Consider the following 19,778-nt stretch of genomic DNA (forward strand, 5'->3'; position numbering starts at 1 on the left):
AAATGGCGCTATGCCGTACGCCGACGTCCATGCGCGCAGTGTCGAGGATCCCGAGAGCTTCTGGAGAGAGGCGGCGGCCGCCGTCACGTGGTACCGCGAGCCCGAACGCGCCCTCGACTCCGCTCGCCCGCCCTTCTACCAGTGGTTCCCCGGCGGGGAGCTGAACACCTGCTACAACGCCCTCGACCGGCACGTCGAAGCCGGCCACGGCGACCGTCTCGCCCTCGTCTACGACAGCCCGATGACGGGGGTCTGCCGCGGCTACACCTACGCGGCGCTGCTCGACCAGGTGGCGCGGTTCGCGGGGGTGCTCCGCGACTCCGGCGTCTCCAAGGGCGACCGGGTCGTGATCTACATGCCGATGGTGCCGGAGGCGGTGGTGGCGATGCTCGCCTGCGCCCGCCTCGGAGCCGTCCACTCCGTGGTCTTCGGCGGCTTCGCGCCCAAGGAGCTGGCCCTCCGGCTGGACGACGCGCGGCCCAAGGTCGTCGTCTCCGCGTCGTGCGGCATCGAGCCGAACCGGATCATTCCGTACAAGCCGATGCTGGACGCGGCGCTGGAGCTCTCCGGGCACACGCCGGACAGGTGCGTGATCCTGCAGCGCGAGCAGGAACGCGCCGAACTGCACGAGGGACGCGACCTGGACTGGGACGCGGCGATGGCGTCGGCCGAGCCCGCCGCCTGCGTGCCGGTCGCGGCCACCGACCCGCTGTACATCCTCTACACCAGCGGCACGACCGGAAAGCCGAAGGGCGTCGTGCGGGACAACGGCGGGCACGCCGTCGCGCTCCTGTGGAGCATGCGCAACGTCTACGACACGCGTCCCGGCGAGGTGTTCTGGGCGGCCTCCGACGTCGGCTGGGTCGTCGGGCACTCCTACATCGTGTACGGCCCGCTGCTGCTCGGCGCGACGACCGTGCTCTACGAGGGCAAGCCGGTGGGCACCCCCGACGCCGGGGCGTTCTGGCGGGTGGTCTCCGAGCACGGGGTGAACACGTTGTTCACGGCGCCGACCGCGATCCGGGCGATCAGGCGGGACGACCCGTCCGCGGTCCTGCTCGAGAAGTACGACATGTCGTCGTTGCGCACGCTGTTCCTGGCCGGGGAGCGGCTGGATCCCGACACCTATCACTGGGCCGCGGAGAAGCTCGGCATCCCGGTGATCGACCACTGGTGGCAGACCGAGACGGGCTGGGCCATCGCCTCCAACCTGCGTGGGCTGGATCCCATGCCGGTCAAGCCGGGCTCGCCGACGGTGCCCGTCCCCGGATACGACGTGCGCGTCCTCACCCCGCTCGGAGAGCCGTGCGGTCCCGGTGAGGAGGGCGCGATCTGCGTACGGCTGCCGCTCCCGCCGGGCACCCTGCCCACGCTCTGGGCGGACGACGAGCGGTACATCGCGTCGTACCTGTCCGCGTTCCCCGGCTACTACCTGACCGGTGACGGCGGCTATCTCGACGAGGACGGCTACCTGTTCGTCATGGGCCGTACGGACGACGTCATCAACGTCGCCGGGCACCGGCTGTCGGCGGGCGCCATGGAGGCCGCGCTCGCCACCCATCCGGCCGTGGCCGAATGCGCGGTGATCGGCGTCACCGACCAGCTCAAGGGTCAGGTCCCCCGCGGCTTCGTGGTGCTCAAGAGCGGCGTCACGACCGATCACGACGCGCTGTGCGCCGAGCTGGTCGCGCTGGTCCGCGAGCAGGTCGGCGCGGTCGCCGCGCTGAAGCGGGTGGACGTCGTCGCCGGGCTGCCCAAGACCAGGTCCGGCAAGATCCTCCGCAAGACCATGCGGGGCATCGCCGAGGGCGCCGACGAACCGGTGCCCTCCACCATCGAGGACGCCGCGGTCCTCGACGCGCTCCGCTCGACCCTCGGTCTGTAGCGAGCCGGCGCTCCCCCCGGCGGGGGGGGAGCGCCGGTCACGCCGTCAGGAATCGAAGCCGAGTCCCATGGCGTCGAGCGTGCGCAGCCAGAGGTTGCGCCGCCCCTGATGGGCGTCGGCCCGCGCTATCGACCAGCGGGTGAGCTGGATGACCCCCGACCGCGCCGGTTCCGGCGGGAACGGCACCGGCTTGGTCCGTACCATGCGCAGCCGGGTCCGCTCGGTGCTCTCGCCGCCGAGCAGGTCCAGCATGACGTTCGCCCCGAACCTGGTGGCGCCGACCCCCAGGCCGGTGTACCCCGCCGCGTACGCGAGGCGGGAGCCGTACGCGGTGCCGTAGAAGGCGGTGAACCGGCTGCAGGTGTCGATCACCCCGCCCCACCTGTGGGTGAAGCGAATGCCGTCGAGCTGCGGGAACGTGGTGAAGAAATGCCGCGCCAGCTTCTCGAAGGTGGCGTCCCGCTGGTCGTATCCCGGTTTGATCAGACCGCCGTTGTGATAGACGGCGTCGTAGCCGCCCCACAGGATCCGGTTGTCGTCGGTCAGCCGGTAGTAGTGGAACTGGTTGGCGGAGTCGCCGATGCCCTGCCGGTTGCGCCAGCCGATCTCGGCGAGCTTCCGGTCCGGCAGCGGCTCCGTCATCAGGACGTAGTCGTACACCGGGACGAGGAAGTGCCGCAGGCGCCGGAGCAGCGGCGCGAAGACGCCCGTGCCGAGGGCGACGTTGCGGGCCCTGACGGTCCCGTGCGGGGTGACGATCTCCAGCCGCTCCCCGCCGTCGGTGATGGACCGGGCCGGGGTGTGCTCGAAGATCCGCACCCCCATCCGGAGGCAGGCGTCCCGAAGGCCCCAGGCCAGTCGGGCCGGATCGACCATGGCGACGGAGTCCCGCTGCCACATCGCGCCCAGGTATGTCGGGGAGTTCACCTCGGCCCGCACCTCGTCCCGGTCGAGGTAGCGGACGTCCGTCCCCAGTTCCCCGGCGGCCCGCTCGGCCGAGCGCAGCCCGTCGAGCTGCCACTCCTCGGTGGCGACGTTCAGTTCGCCGGTCCGCTCGAACGAGCAGCTGATGTCGTACCGGTCGACGGACGCCTCGATCTCGTCGAGGTTCTCCCGCCCGAGGCGTTCCAGAGTGGCGATCTCCTCGGGCCAGCGCTCCATACCGTTGGCGAGCCCGTGGGTGATGCTGGCGGCGCAGAATCCTCCGTTGCGCCCGGAGGCGGCCCAGCCGACGCTCTTGCCCTCCAGCAGGACGACGTCCCGCGATGGGTCTCTCTCTTTGGCCATCAGCGCGGTCCACAGACCGGAGAATCCACCTCCGACGACGGCCAGGTCGGCGGTGATGTCATTGGTGAGCCGCGGCGACGGCTCCGGTGCCCCTGACTGGTCCAGCCAGTACGGCGTGCGCTCCGCGTCAGCAAGAGCCTTCAGCGGATCCACAATTCCACTTCCCTACGTTTTGTTCAGTTGATTGGTTGCGCGATCCCGTGTACGGCCGATCGCGCGCGGGTTCCCCCTCGCTCTGATCTCACCTCTCCCTGAGTGCGGATGCGGCGGAACCCCCTCGCGCGCGGCGAGGGGGTTCCGGTCGGGCTATCGGCGGCGGCGTGCGACGACCGCGTTGCCCACGGCGATCAGCAGGCCGACCGCGAAGATCAGCGTGCCCATCACGTTGACCTGGGGCGGGATGCCCACGCGGGTCGCGCCCCAGATCCACAGCGGGAACGTCACCTTGCCGCCCGAGTTGAAGTTGGTGATGACGAAGTCGTCGATGGACAGCGCGAACGCCAGCATCGACCCCGCCATCACACCCGGGAAGATCATCGGCAGCGTCACCAGCCGGAACGTCGTCCAGGTGCCCGCGCCGAGGTCCCTGGCCGCCTCCTCCAGCGAGGCGTCCAGCGTCATCACGCGCGCCCGGACCGTGATGGCCACGAACGAGATCGAGAACATCACATGGGAGATCACGATCGTCCAGAAGCCGAGCGGGACGGCGAGGGTGACGAACAGCGAGAGCAGGGACGCGCCCATCACGATCTCGGCGCAGGAGATGGCCGCGAACATCATGACGTTCATCGCGCCGGCCCCGCGGAAGCGGTAGCGGCCGAGCGCCAGACCGATGAGCGATCCGAGCACGCCCGCGATCACCATCGTCAGCACGGCGATGAGCAGCGAGTTCACCAGCGCCTCGGTGAGGTCGCCGATCTCGAAGAGCTTGCCGTACCACTTGAGGGTGAAGCCCTGGAACGAGGTGTTGTACCGGCCCTTGGTGTCGTTGAACCCGAAGAGGATCATCACCGCGATCGGGACGACCAGCCAGGCGATGACGAGCCAGGTGTAGATCTGCAGCCCGCGGCCACGGAAGATCTTCATCGCGCCGCCACCTCCAGCACGTCCTCCGTGCCGAGGGCCTTCGCGTAGGCGAAGATGCCGAGCAGCAGCAGCGCCATCAGTGTGAAGGACAACGCCGACGCCGTCGGATAGTCCTGGGTGACGAGGTACTGGTTCTGGATGACGTTGCCGATCATCGTGGTGCTCGTGCCGCCCAGCACGGACGCGTTGACGTAGTCCGAACTGGCCGGCACGAACGTCATCAGCACCCCGGCGAACACGCCGGGCAGTGACAGCGGCAGCACCACGCGGAGGAACGTCTGGAACTTACCGGCGTACAGGTCGTTGGCCGCCTCCAGCACCCGCGGGTCGATGCGCTCCAGCGCCACGTACATCGGCAGCACCATGAACGGCAGGAAGTTGTACGCGAGTCCGCCGATCACGGCGTACGGCGTGGCCAGGATGCGGAAGTCGTCCGGCAGCAACCCGATGTTCTTCAGCGGGCCGAGCAGCATGCCGTTGTCCGAAAGGAGGAACTGCCACGAGATCGTCCGCAGCACGAACGACACGAGGAACGGCAGCAGCAGAAGGAACAGGTAGATCGACTTGTGCCTGCCGCCCTTGAACGCGATCCAGTACGCCACGGGGAAGCCGATGACGATCTGGATCACGGTCGCGGCCAGGCCGTAGACCAGCGAGCGGATGATCTGGTCGTGGTAGTTCGTCAGCCCGTCGACGTACGACTGCCAGTTCCAGGTGAAGACGAACCCGTCGGCGACGTTGCCGGACTGGAGCGACAACGACAGCATGACGACCGTCGGGACCACGAAGAAGATCGCGAGCCAGACACCGCCGGGGAAGATGAGCGCGTACGGCGTCAGCGCCGCCCTCACCCTGCTCATGACGTGGTGATCGGCTGGAAGGTGCTCTCGAACTGCTTCTGCTCGGTGGCGTCCGCGAGCGTCCTGTAGGTGCGCAGCTTGCTGTACACCTCGGGGCTCGGGAAGACCAGCGGGCTCTCGGCGATCATTTCGAGCGTCTTCTTGTCGTCACCGGAGGCCTTGGCCGCGTCGGCGAGGATGAACTCCTTGGCCGTGGGGACCGGCGGGACGTAGTTGATGTACTCCGCCAGGCTGGCCGCGTTGACCGGCTCGTAGAAGAAGTCGATCAGCGTGATCGCGTCGACCGGGTTGGCGGCCGTCTTCGGGATCATGAAGTTGTCGGTCCAGATGGTGGCGCCCTCCTCGGGGATCACGAACTTCAGGTCCGTGCCGTCGGAGAGGTTCTTCTGGAAGACGTCGCCCGACCATGCCTGGCAGAGCCAGATGTCACCCTTGGCCAGCGGATCAATGTACGACTGATCGTAATATTTCCGGACGATTCCGGAGTCGCGCTGCTCCCTGAGCTTGGCCGCCGCCTTGTCCCAGTCGGCCGGGGTCGACTTCTCCGGGTCGATGCCGAGCAGGAACATCGCGAAGTTGGCGATCTCCTGGGAGTCCGACATCATGCCGACCTTGCCCTTGTACTTGGGATCCCACAGCGCCGCGTAGCTCGTGGGCGGCGTGTCGACGTACTTCGGGTTGTAGGCGATGCCCGTCATGCCGGAGGCCCACGGGACGGTGTAGACGTTGCCCGGGTCGAAGGCCTCGTTCTTGTAGCGCTCGCCGACGTTCTTGGTGAAGTTCGGCATCTTGGAGTGGTCGAGCGGGACCAGGTAGCCCAGCTTGATCAGCTGGGTGAGCTGGATGCTGTTGGTGACCACCATCAGGTCGTAGTCGATGGACTGCCCCGCCGCGAGCTGCGGCTGGATCTTGGCGAACCAGCTCGGGGTCTCCTGGATGACCTCCTTGTAGGTCACCGTGATCCCGGTCTGCTCGGTGAACTTCTTCAGCTCCGGCTGCTTGGGGTCCATGTAGAGCGGCCAGTTGGCGAAGTCGACGTGGCCGTTCTTGACCTTGTCCGCCCAGTACTTCTCCACCTCGGACTGTGCCTGCGCGGAGGTCGTCGGCCGGGCCACGCCCTTCCCCTTCACCCCGCAGGCGGCGAGAGCGAGCCCGGCCGCGGAGAGTCCGGCCACGCGAAAGGCGTCGCGGCGGCCGAGACGGGGCTGGGTCAGACCACGGAGGAACGAGGGGTCCTGCATTGAGGGGTTACTCATGGGGTTCGTGCTCCCGTTTCGAGAGTGTTACTGCAGCGCGTAGGAGTGCTGCGGCTGCCAGGACAGCCAGACCGTGTCGCCTCGCTCAGCCGTGGTGGTGCTGTCGTGCGCGTTCTGCTGGAAGACGGTGATCTCCGCGCCGCCGGCGAGGGCGACCGCGTAACTGTTGTAGGTGCCGAGGTAGACCACCTCGGAGACCGTTCCCTCCACCATGCTAAGGTCCCCGCCGGGTTGCTCGGTCGAGATGGTGATCTTCTCCGGGCGCACGGTCAGTTCGACCGTGTCACCCTCGGCGACGGCACTCTGAACCGGCACGACGACACGGTCGGAGGGCCCGAGCGCGAGCACGGCGGAGGCACCGTTCACCGCACGCACGACACCGCCGAGCAGGTTGGACGTCCCGATGAATCCCGCGACGAACTTGGTCGCGGGCCGCTCGTAGATCTCCCGGGGGCCGGCGAGTTGTTCCACGAGACCGTCGTTCATGACGGCGATGCGGTCGCTCATCGTGAGCGCCTCGCTCTGGTCGTGCGTCACGTAGACGAACGTGATGCCGACCTCGCGCTGGATGCGCTTGAGCTCGATCTGCATGTGCTGGCGGAGCTTGAGGTCGAGCGCTCCGAGGGGTTCGTCCAGCAGGAGCGCGCGCGGCCGGTTGACCAGGGCGCGGGCGAGGGCGACGCGCTGCTGCTGGCCGCCGGACATCTCGCGGGGGCGCCGCTTCTCCCGGCCGACGAGGTCGACGATCTCGAGCATCTCGCCGACGCGCTGTCTGATCTCACCGTCGGGGATCTTCTTGCGTTTGAGCCCGAACGCCACGTTGTCCCACACGTTCATGTGGGGGAAGAGCGCGTAGGACTGGAACACCATGTTGATGTCGCGCTTGTTCGGGGGGACGTTCGTGACGTCCTGCCCGTGGAGCCTGACCACGCCGCGGGTGGGCTCCTCGAAGCCCGCGATCATGCGCATCGAGGTGGTCTTGCCGCACCCTGACGGACCGAGAAGGGAGAAGAACTCGCCTTCGCCGATGGCCAGGCTGACGCCCTTGACGGCCTGTACGACCTCACCGTGTGAGACGTACTCCTTGACGACCTCGTCGAGTTCGATGGCGGGCACCTGGTCGGAGGCAGCCACACCGGCTGCCCCCGTACCCGCCTGGATCTCTGTCATTCCAGGCATATCCCTCTTTCAGGAGGCCGTACGGCTGTGCCGACCGGCCTATTCGCCGATGTAGTGCATCACGTGCTTGACGCGCGTGTAGTCGTGCAGTCCGAAGACCGAAAGGTCCTTGCCGTAGCCCGAGTGCTTGAAGCCGCCGTGCGGCATCTCCGACACGAACGGGATGTGGGTGTTGACCCAGACCACGCCGAAGTCGAGGCGCTTGGACATCCGCATCGCGCGGCCGTGGTCGGTGGTCCACACCGAACCCGACAGGCCGTACTTGACGCCGTTGGCCTTGGCCAGGGCGTCCGCCTCGTCGCTGAACGTCTGGACGGTCATGACGGGGCCGAAGACCTCGTTCTGCACCATCTCGTCGTCCTGCTGGAGGCCGTCGACGACGGTCGGCGCGAAGAAGTAGCCCTTCTCGCCGACGCGGTGGCCGCCGGTCAGCACGGTGGCGTGCTCGGGCAGCCGCTCGAAGAACGACGAGACGCGCTCGAGCTGGTTCGCGTTGTTGAGGGGGCCGAAGTAGGCCTCCTCGTCGTCGAGACCGCCCATCCGCGTGGCGGCCGCGGCCTCGGCCAGCGCGGCGGCGAACTCGTCGTGGATGCTCTCCTGCACCAGCACGCGGCAGGCGGCGGTGCAGTCCTGGCCGGCGTTGTAGAGACCGGCTCCCGCGATCGCCTCCGCGACGGCCTTGATGTCCTTGACGTCCTCGAACACCACGACCGGGGCCTTGCCACCGAGCTCCAGGTGGACACGCTTGAGGTCCTCGGCCGCCGACCTGGCGACCGCCATGCCGGCGCCGACGGAGCCGGTGATCGCGACCATCGACGCGTCGGGGTGGCTCACCACGAGGCTGCCGGTCTCCCGGTCGCCGGTGACGACGTTGAAGACGCCGGCGGGGAGGACGTCACCGATGATCTCGGCGAGCTTCACCGTGGAGACCGGGGTGGTGTCCGACGGCTTGAGGACGATGGTGTTCCCGGCGGCCAGCGCCGGTGCGATCTTCCAGACCGCCATCATCATGGGATAGTTCCACGGGGTGACCTGACCGATGACACCGATCGGCTCATGCCGGATCATTGAGGTGTGGTCGGCGAGGAACTCACCGGCGGTGGGGCCCTCCAGCGTCCGGGCGGCACCGGCGAAGAAGCGGAAGTGGTCCGCCGCGACGGGCGTCTCGTCCTCCGCCATCCGGGCGCGCGGCTTGCCGGTGTTGCGGCACTCGGCCTCGTTGATCTCGTCGGCCCGCGCCTCGATCGCGTCGGCGATCTTCAGCAGCAGGGCGGAGCGCTCCGCGGGCGTGGTCTGACCCCAGGTCTCGAAAGCGGCGGTCGCGGCGGCGTAGGCCGCGTCGACGTCCTCCTGGCCCGAGATCGGGGCCTGCGCGTAGACCTCACCCGTTGTGGGATCGATCACATCGGAGAAACGGCCGCTCACGGCGTCGACGAACTTCCCATTGACGAAGTTCTGCAGACGGGTGGTCACCTATGACCTCCTGGAGGTGTGCTGGTTGTCGCGACTCTGACAGAATAACTTGGCCTTAACAAGGGATTTCGTGGTGAAGATACCAAACCGCTACGAAATCGCTTGACACAAGCGCCGGAACTGACAACATGTAACAACAGGAAGGCAACATGTCAGGAACCGCCTCGTAACACAGGCGCGTTACGCCTGACGCAGCCCCTCCGAGAGAGGAACTCCCCCGGGATGACGACTCCACCCAAGGTACGCGCGACCGGCAAATCCGGTCCGGTGGTGCTCGACGACATCTCCAAGCAGATCGTCGAGCAGCTCCAGATGGACGGCCGCAAGCCGTACGCCGCCATCGGCAAGGCGGTGGGGTTGTCCGAGGCGGCCGTACGGCAGCGCGTGCAACGCCTGCTCGACCTCGGCGTCATGCAGATCGTGGCCGTGACCGACCCGCTCACGCTCGGCTTCCCCCGCCAGGCCATGATCGGCATAAAGTGCGAGGGCGACCTCGACATCGTGGCGCAGGAGCTCTCCTCCATAGAGGAGATCGACTACGTCGTGCTGACCGCCGGATCCGTCGACATCATGGTCGAGGTGGTCTGCGAGGGCGACAGCCACCTGCTGGAGATCCTCGGAAAGATAAGGGCGATCCCCACCGTGCGGGCGACCGAGACATTCGTCTACCTCAAGCTCCACAAGCAGACGTACACCTGGGGCACCCGCTAGGGCGGAGCCGCCATGATCACCGCATATTCGGTGATCTCTCTGCCTCAGGCCCGCTTCTCGTTGAGAGCGAGCAGGCTGACCAGGTCGTACGCCACGTGGGACGCCGCGACCGACGTGAGCTCGGCGTGGTCGTACGCGGGGGCGACCTCGACGACGTCCGCGCCGATCAGGTTGCTTCCCGCGAGGCCGCGCAGGATCTCCAGCAGCTCACGGCTGGTCAGGCCACCCGCCTCGGGAGTCCCGGTGCCGGGCGCGTGCGCCGGGTCGAGCACGTCGATGTCGATCGACAGATAGAGCGGCCGGTCGCCGATGCGCTGACGGAGCGCGTCCACCACCTCGTCCACGCCGCGCCGCATGACGTCGGCGCTGGTGACCACGCCGAAGCCCATCCGCCTGTCGTCGTCGAGATCCTTCTTGGCGTACAGCGGACCGCGGGTGCCGACGTGGCTGAGCGCCTCGGTGTCGAGGATGCCCTCCTCCACGGCGCGGCGGAACGGCGTGCCGTGGGTGTACTCGGCGCCGAAGTAGGTGTCCCAGGTGTCCAGGTGCGCGTCGAAGTGCAGCAGCGCGACCGGCCCGTGGAGCCGGGCGGCGGCGCGCAGCAGCGGCAGCGCGATGGTGTGGTCGCCGCCGATCGTGACCAGCCGGGTCCCGTCCGCGGCCAGGCCGGACGCGGCCTCCTCGATGGTCTCCACGGCCTCGTTGATGTTGAACGGGTTGCACGCGATGTCCCCGGCGTCGGCGACCTGCTGGGTCGCGAACGGCGAGACGTCCAGGCCCGGGTGGTACGGCCGGAGCAGGCGGCTGGCCTCACGGACGGCCGAGGGGCCGAACCGCGCGCCCGGGCGGTAGGAGACTCCGGTGTCGAACGGCACGCCCACGACCGCGACGTCGGCGCGTCCCACCTCGTCCAGGCGGGGCAGCCGGGCGAAGGTCGCCGGGCCGGCGAAACGCGGAACGCGGGAGGAGTCGACAGGCCCCCGAGGCTCGGTCATTCTGGTCGGTCCTTTCACTATCGACAGGTCACACGCGCGGATCACACGGGCGGATCACACGGGCGGATCACACGGGCGGGTTCGTGCGGTCGTGGTGCGGCCCCACCCGGGCCACGGCGCGCACGGGCGCGCCGTCCGCGCCGGGCAGGCGCAGCGGAAGCAGCGAGACCTCGATCTCGTGGCCCGCCACCTGGTGGTCCACGAGCCGGTCGAGGTGGCGCAGGTTCTCGGCGATGACGGCGTGCGCGCCGCACAGCACGCGGTGGGCGGGAAAGTCCTCCGCGGGCGTCGGGTCCACGCTCAGCGCGTCGATCCCGACCGTGCGGACCCCCGACCGGATGATCAGCTCCGCCGTCTCCTCGGTGAGATACGGATGGGCGTGGTAGTCCTCGCTCCCCCAGCGGGACGCCCATCCCGTGGCGATCAGCAGGATCGTCCCCGGCCGGAGCGCGCGGGCCACGACCTCGATCGGGACGGGCGAGCGGGGCGGAAGCCCGCGAGCGTCGGCGATCGACGCCGGGCCGAGGAAACGGTCGAGCGGCAGGTCGTCCAGTGTGGGGAGCGCGTCGTCGACGTGGAACGGCGCGTCCACGTGGGTGCCCGACTGCGACCCGAGGTGCAGGCCGAGGACGTTGACCCCCTCGGCCGCCACGGTGAGCGCGGGCCCGATCTCGACCTTCGGATCGCCGGGATAGACCGGCATCCCGGTCACGATGGGCACCGACAGATCGATGATCACGCTGTCCCCCTGGGTCGCGGCAGGGCCTGATGCGCCGGACACGGCCTACGCCTCCGCGAGGGCCCTGTCGGCGTCCACGATAGGCGGCACCGGGGTCTCGGCCGCGCGCACCAGGCGCGGGCCGGCCGGGCCGTACACCGCGCGCGGCTCGGGGAAGGCGGACAGCAGGCCGAGATAGAGGAGCGCCGCGAGCGCGAGGCCGAGCGGCAGCGAGATGTCGATGCCTCCCGCGATCTCGCCGAACGGTCCGACGAACTGGCCGGGGATGTTGGTGAACAGCACGGCGGTGAGCGCCGCGACCAGCCACGCGGAGATGCCGCGCCAGTTCCAGCCGTGGGTGAACCAGTAGCGGCCGCCGCGCTGACGCCGGTTGAAGACCTGCAGCGCCTCCGGGTCGTACCAGCCGCGCCGGGTGACGTAACCCAGAATCATGATCACCATCCAGGGCGCGGTGCACGTGATGATGAGGGTGGCGAACGTGGAGATGCTGGCCGTCAGGTTCGCGGCGAACCGGCCGATGAAGATGAAGATGATGGACAGCGTGCCGATGAAGACCGTGGCCCGTACGCGCGTGAACTTCGGGAAGACGCTGGCGAAGTCGAGGCCCGTGCCGTACAGCGAGGTGGTCCCGGTGGACATGCCGCCGATCAGGGCGATGAGGCAGACGGGAAGGAAGTACCACGTGGGCGCGATCGCGAGCAGCCCGCCCACGTAGTTCGGAGCCGCCAGGTCCAGGTACGGCGCCGCCTTCGTGGCGATGATCGACGCGGTGGTCAGCCCGAAGAAGAAGGGCAGCACGGTCGCGATCTGGCTGCAGAACGCGGCGATCATCACCCGCTTGCGCGGCGTCGAGGCCGGGATGTACCGGGACCAGTCCCCCAGGAACGCGCCGAACGACACCGGGTTCGACAACACGATCAGGGCCGCGCCGATGAAGGACGGCCAGAACATCGGGTCCGCCGTCGAGGCGAACGTGCCCGGGTACGACGGGTCGAAGTCGCCGGCGAACGCGAAGACGCCGAGGATGAACAGCGCCGAGGCCGCCGCTACCGCGATCTTGTTGACGAACAGCATGAAGCGGAAGCCGTACACGCAGACCGTGAGGATGAGCGCCGCGAACACGGCGTAGGCGGCGGCGTAGCTCAGCTCGTTCTCCGGCAGCCCGGCCAGCCGGGCGGCGCCGCCGACGAGCGCGTCACCGGAGGACCACACCGAGATCGAGAAGAACGCGATGGCGGTGAGCAGGGACAGGAAGGAGCCGACGATCCGCCCGTGCACGCCGAGATGTGCCGAGGAGGAGATCGCGTTGTTGGTGCCGTTCGTCGGTCCGAAGACCGAGAGCGGCGCGAGGAGCAGCGCGCCCACGACGAGGCCGAGGAGCGTCGCGGCGACACCCTGCCAGAACGACAGCCCGAACAGGATGGGGAACGCGCCCAGCACGCATGTGGCGAAGGTGTTCGCACCGCCGAACGCCACCCGGAACAGGTCCAGCGGCCGGGCCGTACGGTCGGCGTCGGGGATGCGCTCGACCCCGTATGTCTCGATCTCGGTAATCGACGGCGCCTCGGCCACGGCCTCTCCTATGAGGGTTACAGGATGCAAAGTTCCTGGTCAGGACAGCGATCCCTCAAGTCTCGGCGAACCCGTCACCAATCGACAATTGGGGCAGACACGGAGAATCGCCGTGGAGTTGTGGCCGACGACAAGCCGACCGCGCCCCCCGACGCTCGCGGACATGCCGGACGCCGGGCCGAACGGCTCACCACCCGCCCGGCGGCGCCGACCAGAACGCCGACCAGAACCCCGACCGAACGCCGACCAGAACGCCGACAGAAGGCCATCGGGAGGACCGAGCGGCCACGTCCCGACCCGCGGAACACGTGAGGTTGATTACGCGTAACGATTCAGCATATCCGTCGCACAGGCGAGGAAATTCCCCGGAAACCCGCGCCGCGGTCCGACATGTAATGCCGGGGGACCATTTTCAATACAGCGAACTGTAATAACTTCTGCCTCACTGATCCCTCCTTGCACCGGTGCCGCGCGGAACGGCCGGCACCGATGCCGCTGCGAAGAACGTGGAGATCAGCTCAGCCAGTCGGAGGTGCGTCGCCGCCGGGCCGCGATCAGCGCCTCGAGTTCCGCCTCCTCACGAAGCTCGCGCGACGACGGCGAGAGGAACAACACGAGCAGCAGGCCGATGGTGAGCAGGCTGATCCCGACCAGGAGGGGAAGCAGGAAGTCGACCGCCTCGGCCCCGCCCGGCAGGACGCCGGTCGCCAGGGGCTCGACGCTCAGCGAGAACATGCCGATGTAGTGCATGGCGTTCACCGCGATCCCCATGAGCAGGGCGGCACCGACGGTGGCGCGGACCCCATCCACCCGGACGGCGAACCAGAGCGCCGCGATGGCCGCCGCCACGGCGACGAGCACGGAGACCACGACGATCAGCGGGTCGTAGCTCGCGTGGGCCGACATGTTCATGGCCGCCATGCCGAGGTAGTGCATGCCCACCACGCCGAGCCCCGCGAGCAGGCCCCCGAGGACCAGGGCACCGGCCCGCCCGCCGCCCGAGGAGACGAGCACCAGCCCGCCGCCGACGGCCACGATCGCGATCAACGCGGACACGATCGTCAGGGACACGTCGTAGCGGATCGGCGTGCCCGCGACCTTGAAGCCCAGCATCGCGACGAAGTGCATGACCCAGACGCCGGTCCCGCCGATGGAGAACGCCGCCCCGGTGAGCCACCACAGCCGGGACGTGCCCCCGACCGACCGGGCGCGCGCCGCCATCAGGAGGCCGATCAGCGAGCCGAATACCGACATCACGTACGCCAGGGCGGGCGTCGTGAAGCCGTGGGAGAAATGATCAATATGCGACACGGAGCTACTCATTTCAAGGAGATGATCGGCGACATGATGGCAAAAGATCGTTTCTCACCTGATCGCCGGGGGCGCCGTTTCCACTCCGGAAAGCGCCATTTCCGGTCCTGCTTCGCGGCGCAGAGGGAGAGGAGCGTGAATTCGCTGACAATATGCAGCCCGATTTTGCATTTTGTCGGAACCTCGGGCATGGCTTTCGGCCTCCCGCGGCGCTCCCGCGCGGCCGCCGCGAGGGTACCCGGGCGACCGGCACGGGCACGGAGAACTAGCGTGTGATTGTGGGTGACAACAAGCTGACAGTGGAGGATCTGGTCCGGTTCCCCGCACTGCAGCTCCGGGTCCTGGCCGGCGAGCACGGTCTCGGGCGGTCGGTCTCCTGGGCGCACGTGAGCGAGCTGGAGGACCCCACTCCGTGGCTGCTCGGCGCGGAAGTGATCATGACGACCGGCATCGGGGTGCCCCGCGGCGCCGCCAAGCAGCGGGCGTACCTGTACCGGCTCGACGACGCGGGTGTCGCCGCGCTCGCGCTGAGCGCCGGGCTGCACGTGCCGCCGCTCCACCCGGCCTTCCTGGAGGCGGCCGAGGAGCGCGGCTTCCCGATCCTGGAGGTGCCGCTGGCCGTGCCGTTCATCGCCGTCGCGCAGGAGGTGGCGGCGGCGGTGCAGGAGGACGCGCGGCAGCGGCTCGGCGCGCAGTTGCAGGTGTTCGGCGCCCTGCGCTGGCTGGCCGCGGAGCGCCTCGACGCCGCCCAGCTCTTCAAGCGGCTGGAACGGCTGTCGGGATACGACGTCTACCTGAGCACCCCGCAGGGACGGCCGCTGCTCCCCGGCGTACCCGTCCCGCCGGACATCGCGTCGCTCCCGCCCTCCGTGGACGCCCCGCCCACCATCCCCGGCGGCTTCGCGGTCCCCGTGAACGCCCCCGGCGGCCCCGCCGGTTTCCTGGTGGCCTTCGAACGCGACGGCGCCCGGCCCGCCGGACTTGCCGTCGTCCAGCACATCGCCACCGTCGCCGCGTTGCAGGTCGCCATGGTCCGGCACGAGCGCGAGACCCTGCGGCGTCAGGGCGCGGAGACGCTGGCCGAGCTGCTGCAGGACGTGCTCGACCCGGCGACCGCCCGGCGCAGGCTGGCGCGGATGGGCATGTCACCCGATGTGGACGTCGTGCTCCTGGTGGTCAGGAACACCGACGAGGACGCGGTCGTCCGGGCTCTCGACGAGCATCCGCACCTGATGCTCGGACTCCACCCGGACCTCTACGTACTGGCCCACGACGCGACCCCGCTGCGCGAGATCCCCGGGATCACGGCCGGCGCGAGCCGGCCGCTCCCGCCGGGCTCCTCGCTCAAGGTCGCCCAGCGGGAGGCGCAGTGGGCCGCCGCCCGTGCCGCCGAGTCCGGCCAGCCCGTCGTGTCGTACGGCGACGACGCCACCGGCCGGTGGCTGCCCGAGGATCCGGGCGTGCTGGCCGGCCTGGTCGAGCACGTGCTCGGCGACGCCCTGCGGTACGACGCCGCCCACGGCTCAGGGCTGATCGCCTCGGTGCAGACCTGGATGGAACGGGACCGTCGCACCGACGACGCCGCGCGGGCGCTGCACATCCACCCCAACACGCTGTTGTACCGGCTGCGCCGCTTCGGCGCGCTGACCGGCCGCGACCTGGGCGCGTCCGGTGACTTCACCGAGGTGTGGCTCGCCATGCGCGCCGCCCAGCAGCTCGGCCGGGTCCCGTGACCCCCGGTGTCACAGGGCGGGCTTCGTCGAGCTGTACAGCCAGGCGTCGAACAGCGGATCGAGGTCCTGCCCGGACAGCTCCTCGGCGAGGTCGATGAAGTCCCGGGTGATGACCGTCGTGTGGCGGTTGCGCTCCGCCCAGGTCTTCACCAGCGAGAAGAACGTCTCGTCGCCGATCTTCTTGCGCAGCGCGTGCAGCGTCATCGCCCCGCGCTGGTAGATGGCGTCCCAGTCGAACATGTTCTTCATGCCCGGGTCGCCGGTCTTGACCTTCCAGAACTCGTTCTTGTTCTTGTAGAGGCGGGCGAACGTCTTCTCGGCCTTCGGACCGCCGTGCTGCTCCACGTACAGCCACTCGGCGTAGCTGGCGAAGCCCTCGTTGAGCCAGATGTCCTTCCAGCTCCGCAGGCCGACGCTGTCGCCGAACCACTGGTGGGCCAGCTCGTGCACGATCTCCAGATCGTCCGTCGGGCCGCCGTCGTAGACCGGACGTCCCTGCGTCTCCAGCGCGTACTGGACGTTGACCTTGTCTCCGATCCCTCCGGTCGAGGAGAAGGGATAGTCGCCGAAGACCTTCTCGCCCCACGCGACGACCTTGGCGGTGGTCCGGTGCAGGTACTTCGACTTCTTCGCCACCGAAGGGTCGTAGGCCGTGAGGTTGAGTATGCCGTTCACGGTGCTCTCGGTGACCTTGAACTTCCCGATCGCCACCATCGCGAGGTAGGTCGCCATGGGCTGGCTCATCTCCCACTTGACCGTGGACCAGCCGTTCCGCACGGAGGCGATGCCCGGGTTCTTGGGTTCGCCGTTCGCGAGGACGGTCAGCCCCACCGGCGTCGAGACGGTGAACGTGAACGTCGCCTTGTCCGTCGGGTTGTCGTTCGCCGGGAACCAGCTGCGCGCCCCGTCGGGCTGGGAGAGGACGACCGCGCCGTCCTTGGTGTTGATCCATCCCTCCTTGCCGAGGGCCTTGTCGTTGATCGCCCGCGGCTTGCCGGCGTAGGCCACCTTGACGGTGAACTTCTCACCCGAGGGCAGCCCGCTCTGCGGGGTCACCACGAGCTCCTGGCCCTTGCGCTTGTACGCGGCCTTCTTGCCGTTCACCTCGACCTTTTTGATCTTGGGTCCCGAGTAGTCCAGGTTGAACCGGGACAGGCCCTGGGTGGCGGTCGCGGTGATCGTGGCCGTGGCGCTCAGATGGCGGGTCTTCGGGTTGAACCGCAACGCGAGATCGTAGTGCGCCACGTCGTAACCGCCGTTGCCCGCGTTCGGGAAGTACGGGTCGCCGAGCCCGGCCGTACCGGGCGTGAACGTGTCCGCGTGGGCGGCGGTGGGGGCGATCAGAGCCAGGCCGGCGACGGCGGCGATCGCGGCGAGGGGGGTTCGTCTGGGAAGCATGCGCCCTATGGTGCTATATCGCCGTACCGGATTGGTCACACGAGATTCATGGCCATCCGCGCCGACACGCGCCCCCGGCTACGCGCGGCGCTCCAAGTCGTCGGCGATCTCGGCCAGGAAGGCGTCCACGTCGGCGATGGCGTACCCCGTCTTGAACACGACGGTGGCGAACGTCGCCTTCCTGACCTGGTCGGACGTCACCGGCCGGTGGGCGGTCCCGCGCAGCGTCGCGACGACACGGTCCAGGAACGCGTCCACCTCGTCCTCGTCGTAGCCCATGCCGAGCCGGCCCGGCCGGAACGCGACCCGTTCGATCCGCTCCGCCTGGGCCTCGAACCCTCCGTCCCCCCACCCCACTTCGCCGTCCCGGCCCGCCGTACGGGAATCCGGGAGGGCGGGATCCACCGTCCGGATCTCCTGATCGTGTGAAGCCTCGTGGGCGGCGGACTCCGCCGTCTCCACCACCACAGGCGGCGCCGCTTCCACCACCGATCCGGGTGTCACCGAACCTGGCGACGACATCGAATCCGAGACCACCGGGAGCACGGGCTCCGAGACCACCGGATCCGGAAGCACGGGCTCCGAGACCACCGGATCCGAGACCACCGGGCCCGGAGGGGCCGGAGTGCGGGACGCGAGGGCTTCCACGGCGACGACGAAGGCGTCGAGCGCGAAGTCGACCGCCGTCTCGTTGTAGCCACCGCGCCTGACCCTGAAGGCGGCCGACCGGATCTCGTCGGCCGTGATCGGAGGGCCGTCGAGCTCGGTCCGGCCGAGCGTGCCCTCGATCCGGTGGACGAGATCGTCCACCTGGGCGGGGTCATAGCCCAGCCGCACTCCCCTGACACGTGGAAAGCGGTTCACGCACGTCCTCCCGGGCCCGGCACGGTAAACCCTGTCCATTCTGGACGTACGTGGAAGACCGCGCGAGCCGGGACATCACGCGAACCCCACGCACCGTCCCGAGCCCGGCGCTACCGGCCGCGATCGAACTCGTCGGCCTTCACGCCGTCGAGGAAGGCGTCCCATTCCGCGTGGGTGAAGAACAGCGTGGGGCCGTCCGGGTCCTTGGAGTCGCGTACGGCGATCAACGGGCCGTGACCCGTTTTGTGATCGGGAGCGTCGACACGGCGGGCTCTGTGACCCGGGCCGCCGCCATGGCCGACCGTTCGAAAGTTCGTGACGCCGGTCAGCTCGGCGACTTCGACGCAGTTCCCGCCGTTGTCACCGGAGAAGCTCGACTTACGCCACTGCGCATTGCTCAGGTCCATCGTTCCTCTGCCGTTCTCTTAATGAGCTCAATGGACATGCCCAGCGGCAACGCTTCGGTACGAATGGCCTCGAACCGCTCGACCGCCGCGCTGACGTCCTCCTGGTCGCTGGTGGTGATGCCCCGGACGGCCGTCTCCGCATAAAGCACGGCGGATCCCCCGTCCAGGGTCGCCAGGACGAAGGCGCCGAGCAGTCCGGAGTGCATCCCGTGCGGGACCACCTGCACGCTCAGCCGCGGGCCGATCATCCCGACCAGATGGCCGAGCTGCTCCCGCATCACCTCCGGCCCGCCGATCGGCCGGTGGAGCACGCCCTCGTCGATCACGCACCGGAAGGTCGGCGGCGCGGGCTCCTCGCGGGTCAGGATGAGCTGCCGGTTCAGGCGGCCGGCCACGGCCGCCTCGTCACCGCGCAGCAGCACCCGCGCGTACGCCTCGGTCTGGAGCAGGCCCGGGATCAGCAGCGGCTCGTAGGTCCGCAGCGTGGTGGCCATCCGTTCCTTGTCGCGCCACTTGCCGAACCAGGAGGGGAAGACCTGGCCTCGCCGCCAGTCGAGGAGCCGGTGCAGTGCGCCGCCCGTTCCGAGGGCGTGGTCGCAGCACTGCGAGAACTCCTGGCTGGCCGGGATCTGGCCGGTCTCCACCCCGCTGATCAGGGATTCGCTGAAGTGGATCCTCTCGGCCAGCTGGGCCTGCGTCAGTCCGGCCTCCTGCCGGTAGTGGCGCAGCTCCCTGCCCCATATCGCCTGCGGTGAATAGAAATCCCCCACAATGCCTCCTTTGCCGGAGTTCAACGACACGGGTGCGGCCTTCAAAACTTGGGCTTGGTAACGAATCCCCTACTGACAGTAGTCCCGGCTCGGCAGTCTGGACCGAGAAATCCAAGACCGGGAGAACATCTGTGACTCCTCCGCCCGCGGTGCTCCGAAGCGGCGCCGTACCGCCGACGATGATCCTCAAGGCGCGCGGCGAGCGCGGCGGCCCACGTGCCGACGGGGTGCGGCAGGAACGTGCACGACCTA

The 19,778-nt window shown here is 68.8% G+C and carries 17 protein-coding genes; 3 read left to right on the plus strand and 14 right to left on the minus strand.

The genetic code is table 11. The annotated features are described in order from the left end of the window. Positions 1 to 10: 10 nt before the first annotated feature. Complete coding sequence (locus IMZ11_RS04870; protein ID WP_228637903.1) at positions 11 to 1,885, plus strand: propionyl-CoA synthetase; 1,875 nt, start codon at positions 11 to 13, stop codon at positions 1,883 to 1,885. Between the two features lie 45 nt (positions 1,886 to 1,930). Here IMZ11_RS04870 and IMZ11_RS04875 read toward each other — a convergent pair whose 3' ends face one another. The 6 genes from IMZ11_RS04875 to IMZ11_RS04900 all read right to left on the minus strand — a co-directional run bounded on the left by IMZ11_RS04875 (position 1,931) and on the right by IMZ11_RS04900 (position 9,026). Further along, positions 1,931 to 3,325 carry an FAD-binding oxidoreductase gene (locus IMZ11_RS04875; protein ID WP_228637905.1) on the minus strand — a complete coding sequence of 465 codons (1,395 nt, stop codon included), beginning with the start codon at positions 3,323 to 3,325 and terminating at the stop codon, positions 1,931 to 1,933. Between the two features lie 153 nt (positions 3,326 to 3,478). Continuing rightward, complete coding sequence (locus IMZ11_RS04880) at positions 3,479 to 4,258, minus strand: ABC transporter permease (protein WP_228637907.1); 780 nt, start codon at positions 4,256 to 4,258, stop codon at positions 3,479 to 3,481. Then, positions 4,255 to 5,118: an ABC transporter permease gene (locus tag IMZ11_RS04885; protein WP_228637910.1), complete on the minus strand. Its 864-nt coding sequence runs from the start codon at positions 5,116 to 5,118 to the stop codon at positions 4,255 to 4,257. The genes IMZ11_RS04880 and IMZ11_RS04885 overlap by 4 nt, the downstream gene beginning before the upstream one ends. Further along, complete coding sequence (locus IMZ11_RS04890) at positions 5,115 to 6,374, minus strand: spermidine/putrescine ABC transporter substrate-binding protein (RefSeq protein WP_228637912.1); 1,260 nt, start codon at positions 6,372 to 6,374, stop codon at positions 5,115 to 5,117. Before IMZ11_RS04890 ends, IMZ11_RS04885 begins: the two co-directional genes overlap by 4 nt. Before the next feature lie 27 nt (positions 6,375 to 6,401). After that, the gene (locus tag IMZ11_RS04895; protein WP_228637914.1) at positions 6,402 to 7,544 is read right to left on the minus strand and encodes an ABC transporter ATP-binding protein; all 1,143 of its coding nucleotides are present in this window, start codon (positions 7,542 to 7,544) and stop codon (positions 6,402 to 6,404) included. A gap of 48 nt (positions 7,545 to 7,592) precedes the next feature. Continuing rightward, positions 7,593 to 9,026: a gamma-aminobutyraldehyde dehydrogenase gene (locus IMZ11_RS04900; protein WP_228637916.1), complete on the minus strand. Its 1,434-nt coding sequence runs from the start codon at positions 9,024 to 9,026 to the stop codon at positions 7,593 to 7,595. A 222-nt stretch (positions 9,027 to 9,248) separates the two neighbouring features. Between IMZ11_RS04900 and IMZ11_RS04905 the strand changes: the two genes are divergently transcribed. Continuing rightward, positions 9,249 to 9,737: an Lrp/AsnC family transcriptional regulator gene (locus IMZ11_RS04905; RefSeq protein ID WP_061259087.1), complete on the plus strand. Its 489-nt coding sequence runs from the start codon at positions 9,249 to 9,251 to the stop codon at positions 9,735 to 9,737. Positions 9,738 to 9,781: 44 nt separating this feature from the next. Here IMZ11_RS04905 and speB read toward each other — a convergent pair whose 3' ends face one another. The 4 genes from speB to IMZ11_RS04925 all read right to left on the minus strand — a co-directional run bounded on the left by speB (position 9,782) and on the right by IMZ11_RS04925 (position 14,354). After that, a complete protein-coding gene (gene speB, locus IMZ11_RS04910; protein ID WP_061259086.1) occupies positions 9,782 to 10,732 on the minus strand; it encodes an agmatinase in 951 nt (316 codons plus the stop codon). A 67-nt stretch (positions 10,733 to 10,799) separates the two neighbouring features. Beyond that, positions 10,800 to 11,471, minus strand: coding sequence for a cyclase family protein (locus IMZ11_RS04915; RefSeq protein ID WP_228637918.1), 672 nt, complete (start codon positions 11,469 to 11,471; stop codon positions 10,800 to 10,802). Positions 11,472 to 11,516: 45 nt separating this feature from the next. Next, positions 11,517 to 13,043 (minus strand): cytosine permease, encoded by a 1,527-nt coding sequence (locus tag IMZ11_RS04920; protein ID WP_228637920.1) that lies wholly within the window; start codon positions 13,041 to 13,043, stop codon positions 11,517 to 11,519. 513 nt (positions 13,044 to 13,556) lie between these two features. Further along, positions 13,557 to 14,354, minus strand: coding sequence for an MHYT domain-containing protein (locus IMZ11_RS04925; RefSeq protein ID WP_228637922.1), 798 nt, complete (start codon positions 14,352 to 14,354; stop codon positions 13,557 to 13,559). 278 nt (positions 14,355 to 14,632) lie between these two features. On the opposite strand from IMZ11_RS04925, the gene IMZ11_RS04930 reads away from it, so the two are divergent. Beyond that, positions 14,633 to 16,087, plus strand: coding sequence for a PucR family transcriptional regulator (locus IMZ11_RS04930; RefSeq protein WP_228637924.1), 1,455 nt, complete (start codon positions 14,633 to 14,635; stop codon positions 16,085 to 16,087). A gap of 9 nt (positions 16,088 to 16,096) precedes the next feature. Here IMZ11_RS04930 and IMZ11_RS04935 read toward each other — a convergent pair whose 3' ends face one another. From IMZ11_RS04935 to IMZ11_RS04950, 4 genes are all read right to left on the minus strand, one after another. Beyond that, positions 16,097 to 17,485: a M1 family metallopeptidase gene (locus IMZ11_RS04935; RefSeq protein ID WP_228637927.1), complete on the minus strand. Its 1,389-nt coding sequence runs from the start codon at positions 17,483 to 17,485 to the stop codon at positions 16,097 to 16,099. 78 nt (positions 17,486 to 17,563) lie between these two features. Then, positions 17,564 to 18,349 carry a DivIVA domain-containing protein gene (locus tag IMZ11_RS04940; protein WP_228637929.1) on the minus strand — a complete coding sequence of 262 codons (786 nt, stop codon included), beginning with the start codon at positions 18,347 to 18,349 and terminating at the stop codon, positions 17,564 to 17,566. Between the two features lie 110 nt (positions 18,350 to 18,459). Next, a complete protein-coding gene (locus IMZ11_RS04945) occupies positions 18,460 to 18,756 on the minus strand; it encodes a DUF397 domain-containing protein (RefSeq protein WP_228637931.1) in 297 nt (98 codons plus the stop codon). Continuing rightward, positions 18,747 to 19,526, minus strand: coding sequence for a helix-turn-helix transcriptional regulator (locus IMZ11_RS04950; RefSeq protein ID WP_228637933.1), 780 nt, complete (start codon positions 19,524 to 19,526; stop codon positions 18,747 to 18,749). The genes IMZ11_RS04945 and IMZ11_RS04950 overlap by 10 nt, the downstream gene beginning before the upstream one ends. Positions 19,527 to 19,778: the final 252 nt, after the last annotated feature.

Origin of the sequence: Microtetraspora sp. AC03309, assembly GCF_020826795.1 — a bacterium.
GTDB lineage: Bacteria > Actinomycetota > Actinomycetes > Streptosporangiales > Streptosporangiaceae > Microtetraspora > Microtetraspora glauca.